General features: G+C 70.5%; 12 protein-coding genes. 8 read left to right on the top strand and 4 right to left on the bottom strand.

Annotated elements, in window-relative coordinates:
* Position 1 precedes the first annotated feature (1 nt).
* Genes FHR37_RS28480 through FHR37_RS28450 form a run of 7 tightly spaced genes read left to right on the top strand, consistent with a single transcriptional unit; the run spans position 2 to position 7,964 of the window.
* Entirely contained in the window at positions 2-187 is a 186-nt protein-coding gene (locus FHR37_RS28480) for a hypothetical protein (RefSeq protein WP_139239107.1), read from the top strand.
* On the top strand, positions 184-273 hold the full coding sequence (gene kdpF / locus FHR37_RS28475; protein ID WP_139239108.1) for a K(+)-transporting ATPase subunit F: 90 nt from the start codon (positions 184-186) through the stop codon (positions 271-273). Before FHR37_RS28480 ends, kdpF begins: the two co-directional genes overlap by 4 nt.
* A complete protein-coding gene (kdpA, locus tag FHR37_RS28470; RefSeq protein WP_092886572.1) occupies positions 274-1,935 on the top strand; it encodes a potassium-transporting ATPase subunit KdpA in 1,662 nt (553 codons plus the stop codon).
* Positions 1,932-4,088: a potassium-transporting ATPase subunit KdpB gene (kdpB, locus tag FHR37_RS28465; RefSeq protein WP_092886574.1), complete on the top strand. Its 2,157-nt coding sequence runs from the start codon at positions 1,932-1,934 to the stop codon at positions 4,086-4,088. The genes kdpA and kdpB overlap by 4 nt, the downstream gene beginning before the upstream one ends.
* Before the next feature lie 4 nt (positions 4,089-4,092).
* Complete coding sequence (kdpC, locus tag FHR37_RS28460; RefSeq protein ID WP_237768993.1) at positions 4,093-4,698, top strand: potassium-transporting ATPase subunit KdpC; 606 nt, start codon at positions 4,093-4,095, stop codon at positions 4,696-4,698.
* Between the two features lie 3 nt (positions 4,699-4,701).
* Positions 4,702-7,278 (top strand): sensor histidine kinase, encoded by a 2,577-nt coding sequence (locus FHR37_RS28455; RefSeq protein WP_092886578.1) that lies wholly within the window; start codon positions 4,702-4,704, stop codon positions 7,276-7,278.
* Positions 7,275-7,964 carry a response regulator gene (locus FHR37_RS28450; protein WP_092886580.1) on the top strand — a complete coding sequence of 230 codons (690 nt, stop codon included), beginning with the start codon at positions 7,275-7,277 and terminating at the stop codon, positions 7,962-7,964. The genes FHR37_RS28455 and FHR37_RS28450 overlap by 4 nt, the downstream gene beginning before the upstream one ends.
* 51 nt (positions 7,965-8,015) lie before the next feature.
* Here the strand turns inward: FHR37_RS28450 and FHR37_RS28445 are convergent, their stop codons facing one another.
* Positions 8,016-9,029, bottom strand: coding sequence for an NAD(P)-dependent oxidoreductase (locus FHR37_RS28445; RefSeq protein ID WP_139239109.1), 1,014 nt, complete (start codon positions 9,027-9,029; stop codon positions 8,016-8,018).
* Positions 9,030-9,185: 156 nt separating this feature from the next.
* Here FHR37_RS28445 and FHR37_RS28440 point away from each other — a divergent pair, with 156 nt between their 5' ends.
* Positions 9,186-10,226, top strand: coding sequence for an acyltransferase domain-containing protein (locus FHR37_RS28440; protein WP_092886584.1), 1,041 nt, complete (start codon positions 9,186-9,188; stop codon positions 10,224-10,226).
* Positions 10,227-10,233: 7 nt separating this feature from the next.
* Here the strand turns inward: FHR37_RS28440 and FHR37_RS28435 are convergent, their stop codons facing one another.
* The 3 genes from FHR37_RS28435 to FHR37_RS28425 all read right to left on the bottom strand — a co-directional run bounded on the left by FHR37_RS28435 (position 10,234) and on the right by FHR37_RS28425 (position 13,438).
* Complete coding sequence (locus FHR37_RS28435) at positions 10,234-11,484, bottom strand: hypothetical protein (protein ID WP_092886586.1); 1,251 nt, start codon at positions 11,482-11,484, stop codon at positions 10,234-10,236.
* A complete protein-coding gene (locus FHR37_RS28430; protein ID WP_092886588.1) occupies positions 11,421-12,218 on the bottom strand; it encodes a hypothetical protein in 798 nt (265 codons plus the stop codon). The genes FHR37_RS28435 and FHR37_RS28430 overlap by 64 nt, the downstream gene beginning before the upstream one ends.
* Before the next feature lie 92 nt (positions 12,219-12,310).
* A complete protein-coding gene (locus FHR37_RS28425; RefSeq protein ID WP_092886590.1) occupies positions 12,311-13,438 on the bottom strand; it encodes a GntR family transcriptional regulator in 1,128 nt (375 codons plus the stop codon).
* Positions 13,439-13,572: the final 134 nt, after the last annotated feature.

Below are 13,572 nucleotides of genomic sequence, written 5' to 3'. Positions count from 1 at the left end.
TATGGACGCCGTTAAGGACCAGTCGACGGAGGACGACCGTCCACTTGAGTGGGTTTCGGGTCGTCCGGTCACCCGTCGAAAGATCGGCAACGAGAGGCACCCCGTGAGTGACCTGTTGTTCGTCGGCCTGACGATCATCGCGTTCTGCGTTGTCGTCGGCGTCCTCAAGGCGGCGGCGAAGCTGTGAACGTCGCGAACCTCGTCGGCCTGGTTCTTGCGGTCGCGCTGATCGTCTATCTCCTGCTCGCCCTCGTGAAACCGGAGAAGTTCTAGATGTCACCGGGCCTCACCGCCGTCCTCCTCGTGGCGACGCTCGTTGCCGCGTACGCCGTCGTGCACCGCCCGCTCGGCGACTACATGGCGCGGGTCTACCAGAGCGACCGTCACCTGAAGGTCGAACGCCTCGTCTACCGCGCGATGCGGATCGACCCCGACACCGACCAGCGGTGGACGGGGTACGCCGCGAGCGTGCTGGCGTTCTCCTTCGTCTCCGTGCTTTTCCTGTACGCGATGCAGCGGCTGCAGGCCTGGCTTCCGCTGTCGGTGGGCATGAAGCCGGTGCCGCCGGACGGCGCGTTCAACACCGCGATCTCGTTCGTCACCAACACCAACTGGCAGTGGTACTCCGGTGAGTCCACGATGAGCTACCTCACCCAGATGGCCGGCCTCACCGTGCAGAACTTCGCATCCGCGGCCGTCGGCATGGCGGTGGCCGTCGCGCTGATTCGCGGGCTCGTCCGACGGAGTACGGGTGACCTCGGCAACTTCTGGGTCGACCTCGTCCGCGGCACCCTGCGGATCCTGCTGCCGATCGCGTTCGTCGCCGCGATCATCCTGCTGGCCGGGGGGGTGATCCAGAACTTCGGCGACCCGACGACCGTGCACACCCTCGCCGGGTCGGCCCAGCACCTGCCGGGCGGCGCGGTCGCCTCCCAGGAAGCGATCAAGGACCTCGGCACCAACGGCGGCGGGCCGTTCAACGCCAACTCCGCGCACCCGTTCGAGAACCCGACCGGCTTCACCAACCTGCTGATCATCTTCCTGCTCACGGTGATTCCGTTCTCGCTGCCGGCGACGTTCGGCCGGATGGTCGGAAACCTCAGGCAGGGTTACACGCTCGTCGCGGTGATGGGCCTGATCTGGCTCGGCTTCGTCGTCGCCTGCTATGCCGCGGAGTTCGCCCACCCGGGTGCGGCGCTGCAGCTCGCGGGCGGTGCGATGGAGGGCAAGGAGACCAGGTTCGGTGTCTCGTCCTCACCGGTGTTCGCGGTGTCGACGACCCTGACGTCGACCGGCTCGGTCAACTCCATGCACGACTCCTTCACCGCGTTCGGCGGCGGGATCACCATCCTGTCCATGGTGCTCGGCGAGGTCGCCCCCGGCGGCGTCGGTTCCGGGCTGTACGGGTTGCTGGTGCTGGCGGTCATGTCGGTGTTCGTCGCCGGACTGATGGTCGGGCGTACGCCTGAGTACCTCGGCAAGAAGATCCGCGCCCGGGAGATGAAGCTGGTCGCGCTCTACATCCTGGCCACCCCGTTGTGCGTCCTGATCGGCACCGGACTCGCGCTGGCGCTGAACACCGGCCGCTCGTCGATCCTCAACCCGGGCGCGCACGGATTGTCGGAGGTGTTGTACGCGTTCGCCTCCGCGTCGAACAACAACGGTTCGGCGTTCGCGGGACTCACCGCGGGCACACCGTTCTACGACGTCGCCCTCGGGCTGTGCATGTTGTTCGGCCGGTTCGTCCCGATCGTGTTCGTGCTGGCGCTGGCAGGCTCGCTGGCCCGGCAGAAGCCGGTGCCCGAGTCGGCCGGAACGCTGCGGACCAACTCGCCGTTGTTCGTCGGCCTGCTCACCGGCGTCACCCTGATCGTCACCGGCCTGACCTTCTTCCCCGCCCTTGCCCTCGGCCCGCTTGCGGAAGGCCTGTCATGAGCATCTCCACCCACGACACCCACGACTCCAACCACCCCCACGACACGGCGGCCGCGCACCCGCAAGCACGCCTTGACGATCGCTCCGGTGAGCACCAGCGCGTCGCCGGTGGCGCGTTCGACCCCGCACAGTTGCTGAGGTCGCTGCCGCAGGCGTTCGCCAAGCTCGACCCGCGCACGATGGTCAGGTCGCCGGTGATGTTCGTCGTCGAGGTGGGCGCCGTGCTGAGCACCGTGCTGACGATCTTCGACTCCAGCCTTTTCGGCTGGCTGATCGTCGGCTGGCTGTGGCTCACCGTGCTGTTCGCCAATCTCGCCGAGGCCGTCGCCGAGGGGCGTGGCAAGGCCCAGGCCGACACGCTCCGACGGGCGCGTACGGAAACCCTTGCCCGCAGGCTCGGAGCCGACCGGACGACCGAGGAACGCGTACCCGGCACGTCCCTGCACGTCGGCGACCTGGTCGTGTGTGAGGCCGGCGACGTGATCCCCGGCGACGGCGAGGTGATCGACGGCATCGCCAGCGTGGACGAGTCGGCCATCACCGGTGAGTCCGCGCCGGTGATCCGCGAGTCCGGCGGCGACCGCAGCGCCGTCACCGGTGGCACGAAGGTGCTGTCGGACCGCATCATGGTCCGGATCACCAGCGAGCCCGGCGAGACGTTCATCGACCGGATGATCGCACTGGTCGAGGGCGCGGACCGGCAGAAGACGCCGAACGAGGTGGCGCTGACGATCCTCCTTGCCAGCCTGACGATCATCTTCCTGCTCGCGGTCGTGACGCTGCAGCCGATGGCCGGCTACTCGGGCCAGCAGCAGTCGATCCTGGTGCTGGTCGCCCTGCTGGTCTGCCTGATCCCCACCACGATCGGTGCGCTGCTCAGCGCGATCGGCATCGCCGGCATGGACCGGCTGGTCCAGCGCAACGTGCTGGCGATGTCCGGACGGGCGGTCGAGGCCGCGGGTGACGTGTCCACGCTCTTGTTGGACAAGACCGGCACGATCACCCTGGGCGCCCGGCAGGCCGTCGACTTCGTGCCGGTCGGCGGCGCCGGGCGGGACGAGCTCGCCAACGCCGCCCAGCTCGCCAGCCTCGCGGACGAGACACCCGAGGGCAGGTCGGTCGTCGTACTGGCCAAGGAACGGTTCGGGCTGCGCGGCCGGGAACTCAGTGGGGCAACGGTGCTGCCGTTCACCGCCGAGACCCGGATGTCCGGAGTCGACGAGCCCGACGGCCACCAGATCCGCAAGGGTGCTGCCAGCGCCGTACTCCGGTGGGTGCAGCAGGAGGGCGGCGCGATCCCTCCGGACACTGCGGAGGCGGTGGACGAGATCGCCCTGCAGGGCGGTACGCCACTGCTGGTCGCCGAACGCCGTCCGAACGGCGATGACTGCACCGGCGACAACACCCGTACCCGCGTCCTCGGTGTCGTCCACCTCAAGGATGTCGTCAAGGCGGGCTTGCGCGAGCGCTTCGACGACCTGCGCGCGATGGGAATCCGTACGGTGATGATCACCGGCGACAACCCGCTCACCGCCAGGGCGATCGCTGCGGAAGCAGGCGTGGACGACTTCCTCGCCGAGGCCACGCCCGAGGACAAGATGGCGCTGATCCGCCGCGAGCAGGAGGGCGGCAAGCTCGTCGCGATGACCGGCGACGGCACCAACGACGCGCCCGCGCTGGCCGCGGCGGACGTCGGGGTGGCGATGAACACGGGTACGCCGGCCGCCAAGGAGGCCGGCAACATGGTCGACCTCGACTCCAACCCGACCAAGCTCATCGAGATCGTCGAGATCGGCAAGCAGCTGCTGATCACCCGGGGTGCGCTGACGACGTTCTCCATCGCCAACGACGTGGCGAAGTACTTCGCGATCATCCCGGCGATGTTCGCCGCGGTCTACCCGGGCCTGCAGGCGCTCAACATCATGGGCCTGTCCACCCCGGAGTCCGCGATCCTCTCGGCGGTGATCTTCAACGCGCTGATCATCGTGGTCCTGATCCCGCTGGCGCTGCGGGGTGTGCGCTACCGGCCCACCTCCGCCTCGGCCATGTTGCGTCGTAACCTGTGGGTCTACGGCCTCGGCGGAATCGTGGTGCCGTTCATCGGGATCAAGGCGATCGACATGCTCATCTCACTCATACCAGGGATTGGGTGACCCCGTGGACGCAACCATCCGTCAGTTGGGCCCCGCACTTCGGGCGCTGCTCGTGCTGACCGTGATCACCGGCGTGCTCTATCCGCTGGCCGTGTGGGGTGTCGGACAGGTCGGTTTCCGCGACCAGGCGGCCGGCTCGCTCGTCCACCGCGACGGCCAGGTCGTCGGCTCCCGCCTGATCGGGCAGGAGTTCACCGGACCGCGCTGGTTCCACTCCCGCCCGTCGGCCACCGGGGACACTCCGTACGACGCGATGAACAGCTACGGCTCCAACCTCGGCCCCACCAACCCCGCGCTGGTGAAGCTGGTCCGCGAACGCAGGGCCCAGGTGGCGAAGGAGAACGGCGTCGCCCTCTCGGCGGTGCCCCCGGACGCGGTGACCGCCAGTGCCAGCGGCCTCGACCCGCACATCTCCCCGGCGTACGCACGAATCCAGCTGGACCGGGTGGCCCGCGCCAACGGGCTCACGCCGAGCCAGGTGCACAAGCTGGTGGACCAGAACACCGATCGGCCCTCGCTGGGCTTCCTCGGCGAACCCGGCGTCAACGTGGTGGGCGTCAACCTCGCCTTGCGTGCGCTCGTCCAGCACGACCAGCAGGCAACGCGGTAGCCGATGGCGCGGGGAAAGTTCAGGGTCTACCTCGGCGCGGCGCCCGGGGTGGGCAAGACGTACGCCATGCTCGGTGAGGGACACCGGCGTGCCGACCGTGGCACGGACGTGGTGGTCGGCTACGTCGAGTGCCACGGGCGGATCCTGACCGAGCAGCTCGTCGCCGGGCTGGAGGTCGTGCCGCGGCGCACGGTCGAGTACCGCGGCGGGACGTTCACCGAGATGGACGTGGACGCGATCCTCCACCGCCGGCCCGAGCAGGTGCTGGTGGACGAGATCGCGCACACCAACGTCCCCGGCTCCCGCAACGCCAAGCGCTGGCAGGACGTCGAGGAACTGCTGGACGCGGGCATCGACGTGATCACCACGGTCAACATCCAGCACCTGGAGTCCCTCAACGACGTGGTCGAGGCGATCACCGGAGTGAAGCAGCGGGAGACGATCCCGGACGAGGTGGTCCGGCGCGCGGACCAGATCGAGCTGCGGGACATGGCACCGGAATCGCTGCGCCGCCGCCTCGCGCACGGCAACGTCTACCCGCCGGAGAAGATCGACGCGGCCCTCGCCAACTACTTCCGCGCCGGCAACCTCACCGCGCTGCGGGAGCTCGCGCTGCTGTGGCTGGCCGACCGGGTGGACGAGGGGCTGTCCCGCTACCGCGCCGCGCACGACATCACCGCCGCGTGGCCGGCCCGCGAACGCGTCGTGGTCGCGCTCACCGGTGGGCCCGAGGGTGAGACGGTGCTCCGGCGGGCGGCGCGGATCGCCGCGCGCGGCGCCGGCGGCGAGCTGCTCGCCGTGCACGTCGTCACCGGCGACGGCCTGGCCGCCGCGTCACCACAGACTCTCGGCCGGCTGCGCACCCTGGTGGAGAGCCTGGGCGGCACGTACCACCAGGTGGTCGGCGACGACGTGCCCACCGCGCTGCTCGACTTCGCCTCCGGAGTGAACGCCACCCAGCTCGTGCTCGGCAGCAGCAGACGTAACCGTTTCCAGCACCTGTTCCGGCCCGACGTGGCGACGTTGCTGACCCCGAGGTCGGGCGACATCGACGTCCACCTGGTCACCCACGAGCAGATCGGCAAGGGCCGGTTGCAGACGCCGCGTACGCCACTGAGCAGGCGGCGGATCGTCGGCAGCTGGATCCTGGCGCTGGTCGGGCCGCCGGTGCTGACCCTGCTGCTGGCTGCGACCCGGGACGCGCACACGTTGACCATCGAGGTGCTGTGCTTCCTCGCCCTCGCGGTGGCCAACGCCCTTGTCGGCGGGATCGCGCCCGCGGCGGTGGCGGCGGTGATGGGGTCGCTGCTGCTGAACTACTTCTTCACCCCGCCGCTGCACACCCTCACCATCAACGAGACGCAGAACGTCGTCGCGCTGGTCATCTTCGTGGTCATCGCGGTCGCGGTCGCGATCGTCGTGGACCTGGCCGCCCGGCGGGCGAGTCAGGCGGTCCGGGCCAGGGCCGAGGCGGCGACGCTGTCCACCCTTGCCGGCAACGCGTTGCGGGGCTCGGACGCGCTGGAATCCCTGCTGGGGCAGGCGCGGGAGACGTTCGGGATGACCTCGGCCGCACTGCTCGAACGCGGGCCCGCCGATGGCGCTGACGGCGCCGACAGCACAGTCGGCGCCGACGACCAGTGGAAGGTGCTGGGCAGCGTGGGCAGCGAACCCGCCCGCGACCCGGGGCAGGCGGACGCGGACGCGGCGGTGACCGACTCGCTGGTGCTGGCCCTGACCGGGCGGGTGCTGCCTGCCTCGGACCGCCGGGTGCTGGAGGCGTTCGCCGAGTACCTCGCCGTCGTCCTGGAACGCCGGCGCCTTTCCGAACAGGCCGGCCGGGCCGGCAAGCTGGCCGAGGGCAACCGGATCCGGACCGCGCTGCTCGCCGCCGTCTCCCACGACCTGCGTACCCCGCTGGCGGCGGTGAAGGCCGCGGTGAGCAGCCTGCGCCAGACCGACGTCGAACTGTCGGAGGAGGACCAGGCCGAGCTCCTCGCCGGCATCGAGGAGTCCGCCGACCGGCTGGACCGGCTGGTCGCGAACCTGCTCGACATGAGCCGGATCCAGGCAGAGGCGGTCCGCCCGATGCTGCGCGACGTGAGCCTGGACGAGGTGGTCCCGGCCGCGCTGATCGGCGTACCACGGTACTCTGTCAAGGTGGCCTTGCCGGAGGACCTTCCGGCCGTACGGGTGGACACCGGGCTGGTCGAGCGCGCGGTCGCCAACATCGTCGAGAACGCCGTACGCCACAACCCGACCGGGGAGCCCGTCCTGCTGACCGCCAGCGCCCTGCGCGGCCAGGTGGAGATCCGGGTAGCCGACCGCGGGCCCGGCGTACCCGACGAGGCCAAGGACCACATCTTCGAACCCTTCCAGCGGCTCGGTGACGCACCCGCCGGCACCGGTGTCGGGCTGGGGCTGGCGGTGGCGCGCGGGTTCGCCGAGGCCAACGGTGGCACGCTGTACGCGGAGGACACCCCGGCCGGCGGGCTCACGATGGTGCTGACCCTGCCCGCCTGCGCCAGGGCCACAGAAGACGCCGCCGACGCCGACAGGAACGACAGGACGGCACCGTGAGCAGCGCCAAGGTTCGGCTGCTGGTCGTCGAGGACGACCCCCAGCTGGCGCGCGCGCTCGCGATCAACCTGCGGGCGCGGGAGTACGACGTGGACGTGGTGGCCGAGGGTCGCGCGGCGCTGGACGTCGCGGCCCGGCGTCACCCGCAGCTGGTCGTCCTCGACCTCGGCCTGCCGGACATGGACGGCGTCGACGTGATCCGCGGCCTGCGCGGCTGGACGCAGGTGCCGATCCTCGTCCTGTCCGCGCGGCACTCCTCCACCGAGAAGGTCGCCGCGCTGGACGCCGGCGCCGACGACTACGTGACGAAACCATTCGGCATGGACGAGCTGCTGGCCCGGCTGCGGGCCGCGGTCCGCCGGGGGCAGCCCGCACCGGACGGGGAGCCGGTGGTGACGACCGAGGCGTTCACCGTGGACCTGGCCGCCAAGCGGGTGATCCGCGACGGCCAGGAGGTACGCCTCACCCCGACCGAGTGGCACCTGCTGGAGACGCTGGTGCGCGCCCCCGACCGGCTGATCGGCCAGCGCCAGCTGCTGCAGGAGGTGTGGGGTCCGGAGTACGCCACCGAGACCAACTACCTCCGCGTCTACATGGCGCAGCTGCGGCGCAAGCTCGAACGCCAGCCGGCCGCGCCGCGGCACCTGATCACCGAACCCGGCCGGGGCTACCGCTTCCGGCCCTGACCCGGCTTCGGGCCGTGGCCGGCGCTCATGGCCGGCGTTCATGGCCGGTGCTCAGGGCCTGACCACCCGGCCGACGAGCTCGGGCTCCGCGGCCAGCAGCCGGCGTGGCGGCAGGCCGGCGACGATCGCCTCCAGGTCGTCGACCACCATCTGCCCGATGTCCCACATGCCCTCGCGGACCGACCCGGCGCGGTGCGCGGACAGCACCGCCCCGCGCGCCCCGCGGATCGGGTGGGCGGCCGCGAGCGGCTCGTCCGGGAACACGTCGACGGCCGCGCGGAACCGCCCCGCCAGCACGAACTCGGTCAGCGCGTCGAAGTCGACCACGTGCGCCCGGCTGACCAGCACCACGACGGCGTCCGGCCGCACGCGTTCGAGCAGCTCCCGCGACAGCAGGGCGTGGTTCTCACTGCTCGGCGCGGCCAGCACGAAGACGAACCGCGACGTCTCCAGCAACTCCGGCAAGGACACCGGCCGCACGCCCTGACGTCGCAGGAACCCGTCGCCCAGCCACGGGTCGTACACACTGATCCGTACGCCGAAGGGCGCCAGCAACGGCTGCAAACTCCGCGCGAGCGCGCCGTACCCGACGAACCCGACCGGCTGGTCGTACAGCATGAACGTGGACGCGTTGCCGGCGTGCAGCCACCGCTCCTCACCGGCCCGCATCGCGGCGTCTCCGGCGGCGATCTCCCGGCAGGACGCGAGCGCGAGGCCCAGCGCCAGCTCGGCCACCTGCCGCCCGAACGCCGGCGCCGCGGACAGTACGCGGATCCCCCGCTCCCGGCAGGCCTGGTAGTCCAGCTGGTTCGGGAACGCGCCGGACACACTGATCACCGCGCGCAGGTCGGGAGTGTCGTCGGGCAGCGGCCCGTAACGCCACTCCGAACACACCACCGCCGTCGCCTCGGCCAGCGCCTCGCGGGCGTCCTCGGGCGGCATCGGGTCGTCGCGCCCCCACACCACCTCGGCGGTGTCGTGCAGGCGCTCGCGGTCGGCGGCGGAGAAGATCTCCGTCATCGTCCGGAAGTGCGGGTCGAGAAGCACTTTCGCCTTGTCCGGCAAGGGTTTCTCCCTCACTGCCCGAGGGGCACGCCGCAATGCGTTCTCGGCGTACGCCGAGAATTTCGCTGGACTCCCTGGCACGGTAGCGTGTCCGGCACGCCGGGCGCACTGCCCGACGTACCACCAGGCCGCCTACCCCGGACCAAGGGAGGACACGTGACCTCGACACCGGTCATCAGCCCGGACCTCGCCACCGTGCGGGACGAACTCGGCCTGTCCCCGGAGGCGGTCCGGTGGCTGTCCGAACACGCGGGCTCGCTGCCCGGTGCCGGCGGCCCGGTGCTGCCCGACGACGAGACCGCCGACCGCCTGCTGACCCGGCTCGGCGCCGACCCGCGCGACCGGGCGGACACCTTGGCGGCCCGCCCCGACCCGGAGCGGCACCGGGCCCTGTGGTGGGTGCTCGACCGGATGTACCGCCACCAGGTGTCGGTCCTCGGCGAGTGCCTGCCGATCGAGGGCCTGTCCGGGTGGCCGGCCCTGCCCGCGAGCACCGGACCGGTCGGTGCGCACCTGTACGTCTGGCTGTATCTCGCCGCGCTGCCGAAGGTGCTTGCCTACCACGCCGAACGCGGCATCCCCGAGGAGGTGAGCTGGGCGAGCCTGGGTGTCGGCCAGGGCATGCGAGCGCATCGCACCTTCACCGGGCACAGTGGGCTGAGCCTGTTCGGCACGTGGACGCCGCAGGTCCACCTGCGTGGGGCGCAGTTCTCCTTCGGTCGGCTGGACTTCAACCGCGGGGCGGTGTCGTTCGGCAACGGCGCCTGCGGGTACGCCGTCGCGGTGCACATCCCGGCCACCGGGCGGCTGGACGCCGACGAGTGTGACCGGTCGATGGCGCAGGCCCGGGAGTTCTTCGGGCGCTACTTCCCCGAGGAGCCGGTGGCGTTCTTCACCTGCCGGTCCTGGCTGCTCGACCCGCAGCTGGCCGAGTACCTCCCCGAGGCCTCGAACATCGTGCGCTTCCAGCAACGGTTCGACCTGTTGCCGTTCCTCCCCGCGACCGATGTGGGCGACGCCGACCACGTGGTGCTCGGCTACGTCTTCGAACGCTCCGCGCCCGGGAAAGAGATCACCGCCGACCTGCTCGCCGAACTCCCGCAGGACTCCACCCTGCAGCGCGCCTACGTCGCTCACCTGCGGGCCGGGCGGCACTGGCACGAACGCACCGGCGTGCTCCCCTTCCACGAAGCCTGAGCGCTGGTTACCGGGCAGCGGGCTGGAGCCGGTAGAGAACCGCCGCGCCGGCGTCCAGGTTCGCGGTCAGCCGCAGCCGATCCTGGCTGACGTACGTCCCGGTCCTGGGGTCGAACCTCGCGACCTTCCCAACCGTCGCCGGGTCGAGCTCGACCTGGCTCACACACCGCTCGGAGTGCGAACGGTTGGCGATCAGCAGCCAGCGGGTGCCGGACCGCTCGGCGTCGACGAACCTCCCCAGGACAACCGCGTCGCCGGTCACCGACGTCACCACCTCGTCCGGCGTCCACGCGGTCGCGCCGGCCGGCAGCGGGTCGTCGTGGGCGTGGGTCACCGACTCCGACACCAGCGGCTTGAGCTCGCGCCCGACCGGGGCGAGCCAGTACACGTTGATGTTCTTCGCCGCGTCGTACCGGTCGGTGCGCTTGCCGTCGACGGTGATCAGCGCCGGCTGGAAGCCCTCGCCGCGTGCCGGGTCCGGCGTCCAGTAGGTGAAGTACTGGATGCCCTTCGCGCCGTAGGCGAGGCTGACGTTGACCTGCCACAGCAACTCGGCCGCGGTGGGCTGACGGCGGTTGCCGTACGCGCCGGTCTGGATGAAGATCCACGTCGGCAGACCGGCCCGCAGGCCCTCCTCGCGGACGATCTTCCAGTTGAGGAAGTAGCCCGGGTCGTCGGTGCCGTCGGCCATCAGCGGGTAGCGGTCGTAGGAGAGCAACACCGGCTTGACGACATCGACGAACTGCCGCACGTAGTTCTGGTCGTTGGAGGGCAGCAGGTTGATGTACGGAAGGGCGTTCGGGTCGAGCTCCCTCATGATCCGCACCAGGTGGGCGAGGGTCTCGAACCTGTCCGGCGAGGGCTCGTCGTAGATGTCGAGTCCGGCGAACGCCGGTGAGCCGCCCGCGTTCGGCGCTTTCCAGGCTTCGAGGTTGCCGGAGAAGTCGTCTGTCAACACCACCTTGCCATCGGCAGTGGTGACCTTCACGTTGTCGAACAGCGCCGACTCCGGACCGGCCTCGCGGAAGCCGACCCGGCCGCGGGCGTACGTGGCGTCGGTCGTGGTGTCGACCACGGTGCCGTTGATCGAGGTCGTGATGGTGCCGCCGGCGACCTTCGTCTCCACGTGGTACCACGTGCCGTCGGTGACCGCGAACGTGAGTGGTACGGGGCGAACCCAGGCAGGGCTGCCGTTCACGAACAGCACCTTGACCAGGTAGCCGGGTGCTGCCGGTGTGGTGTAGCCGGAGTTGGACAACAGCCAGACGTAGGCGTTGCCCTCGTCCCGCGCGCGGAACGCCCACCCTGCCTGGGCGTACTTCCCGCCGCCACCGGTCTGCCGGGGCGCGACGTCGAACGCGAACGTGTAGTCCGTCCAGTCCGCACCGTCGCGGGACAGCCCTGTGCTGCCGTTGCCGGTGCCGCCGTTCTGCAGCAGCCGCCGTCCCGGATCTCCCAGAAGCTGCGCGGACGGTAGGTGTCCAGCACCTGCTTCAGCTTCGTCTTCGCCTGCTCCGGGGTGAGCGTGAAGTCGCCACCCTCGGTGGAGATGCGGAAGTCGTTGCGCATCCACCGCACGGTCGGGTCGTCGACGACGACAGTGAGACCCACCTGGTCGGCGATGCTCATCGCGTACTTCTGGATGTAGGCGTCGGCCCAGAGGTAGTTGTTGCTGTGGGTGTAGGTGAATCCCGCGTCCTTGATCTCCCGGTAGCGCGGGAGCGTGGTCTGCAGCGGAGGCGGCGGCCACCACAGGCCGATCGGGAACTCCCTGCCACCGACCAGCGGCAGATGGGCGAGTTCGTCCGGGGTGATCGCGGGTGCCGTACCGGCCGCCCCCGTCGCCGTCCGGCTCACCGGTGTCGCGCCGGTGGCGGTGGCGGCCGCGGCCGGGACGGCTCCGGCGATCGGCGCGGTGGCGGCGAGCGCGCCCGCCCCCATCGCCTTCAGCAGGGTCCGCCGGTCAGGGTGCGTGGAGCGTTCGTCGTGCATCCGTTCTCCCCCAGGGAAGCGTTGGTGACGAATCGATGCTCCGGGTTGTCACACCGGACTTCAAGCGATGTGTACAGATTCGGCCCAGGCCGTTATGGAACCACGAGCTCGAACGGGACGGTGGAGCGGCGGGGAACGTCCTCACCGTTCAGCTGGGCGACCAGGAGGTCGACGGCTCGCCGCCCCATCTCCTGCTGGCCCTGCCTGATGTGCGGGAACGAGGCCGCGGCCGCCCGCGACCAGGGCGAGTCGAAACAGGCGACCAGGTAGCGGGCCGGATCCCACCGGCCCACCTCCGCCAGCACCTCCCGCAACAGGACCGCGAGGTTGTACTCACAGACGACGAACCCCGTGACGGCCGGTTCGCGGTCGAGGAACGCGCGGATCGCGGCCCGGTCCGAGCCCGCCTCGCTGTCCGAGCCGGGCTCGGGCAGGGTGCTCTGCAGGCCGGTGAAACAGCGCTCGCCGGCGGCCGGGACACCGCGCTCGCGCAACGCGGATCGGTAACCCTGGATGCGTTCCTCGATGCTGGTGGTGTTCTCGACCGGTGGCGACACGAACGCGACCTCGGTGTGCCCCCGGTCCAGGACGTACTCCGTCAGCACCCGGCACGCGGCCGCGTTGTCGGTGCACACCGCGCACGCCGGGATGCCGGGCAGGTAGCGGTCCACCAGCACCAGCGGGGAGCCGTCCAGGACGAGCCGGACGAGACTCGCGTTGTAGAACTCCCCGTGCACCGGGAAGACGAGCATTCCGTCCACGGTGCCGCCGCCGAGCGCGCGGATCGCCTCCTCCTCGACCTGCTGGCTGTCGCGGGTTCGCCGTACGACGAGGTGGTAACCGTGCTCGGCGGCGCGCTCCTCGATGGCACACATCAGGTCCAGGCCGTACGTCTCGGACGCGTCGGGCAGCAGCAGCGCCAGGCATCCCGTTCCTCCGGCGCGTTCACGAACGGCCGGCGCCGCCGGGGTCTCCGCCACGCGTACGGCCTTCACACCTCGCGCGTCGACGGACACGAACGACCCCCTGCCGCGCTGACGTTCGACCACGCCGGCGTCGGCGAGCATCCGCAGCGCCCGCTTGGAGGTGATCCGGCTGACGCCGAACCGCTCGGCCAGCTCGGTCTCCGACGGCACCCGGTCGCCGGGACGCAGCCGGCTCTCGGCGATCTCCTCCAGCACGAAGTCGTAGAGGCGCTCGTACAGGAAGTGCTCGGGCACCGGCTCTCCAGACTTCGTTCACATACCATTTGTGGGCCACCGACATACCAATCCGATCCGGTGCCCGTTCGGTCACAATCCTCCACCACACAAGGGGATTGGTGGCAGAGCAGCGATGACCGCATACGGACGAA

Origin of the sequence: Actinopolymorpha cephalotaxi, from assembly GCF_013408535.1 — a bacterium.
Taxonomy (GTDB): Bacteria; Actinomycetota; Actinomycetes; order Propionibacteriales; family Actinopolymorphaceae; genus Actinopolymorpha; species Actinopolymorpha cephalotaxi.
The sequence above is the reverse complement of the archived record's forward strand: the minus strand, read 5'-3'. Positions and strand labels throughout refer to the sequence as shown.

Bases quoted from the DNA above. Each gene is read 5' to 3' on its own strand.
- FHR37_RS28480 (WP_139239107.1), top strand. From the start codon at position 2: ATGGACGCCGTTAAGGACCAGTCGACGGAGGACGACCGTCCACTTGAG.
- FHR37_RS28455 (WP_092886578.1), top strand. From the start codon at position 4,702: ATGGCGCGGGGAAAGTTCAGGGTCTACCTCGGCGCGGCGCCCGGGGTG.
- kdpB (WP_092886574.1), top strand. From the start codon at position 1,932: ATGAGCATCTCCACCCACGACACCCACGACTCCAACCACCCCCACGAC.
- kdpA (WP_092886572.1), top strand. From the start codon at position 274: ATGTCACCGGGCCTCACCGCCGTCCTCCTCGTGGCGACGCTCGTTGCC.
- FHR37_RS28430 (WP_092886588.1), bottom strand. From the start codon at position 12,218: ATGCACGACGAACGCTCCACGCACCCTGACCGGCGGACCCTGCTGAAG.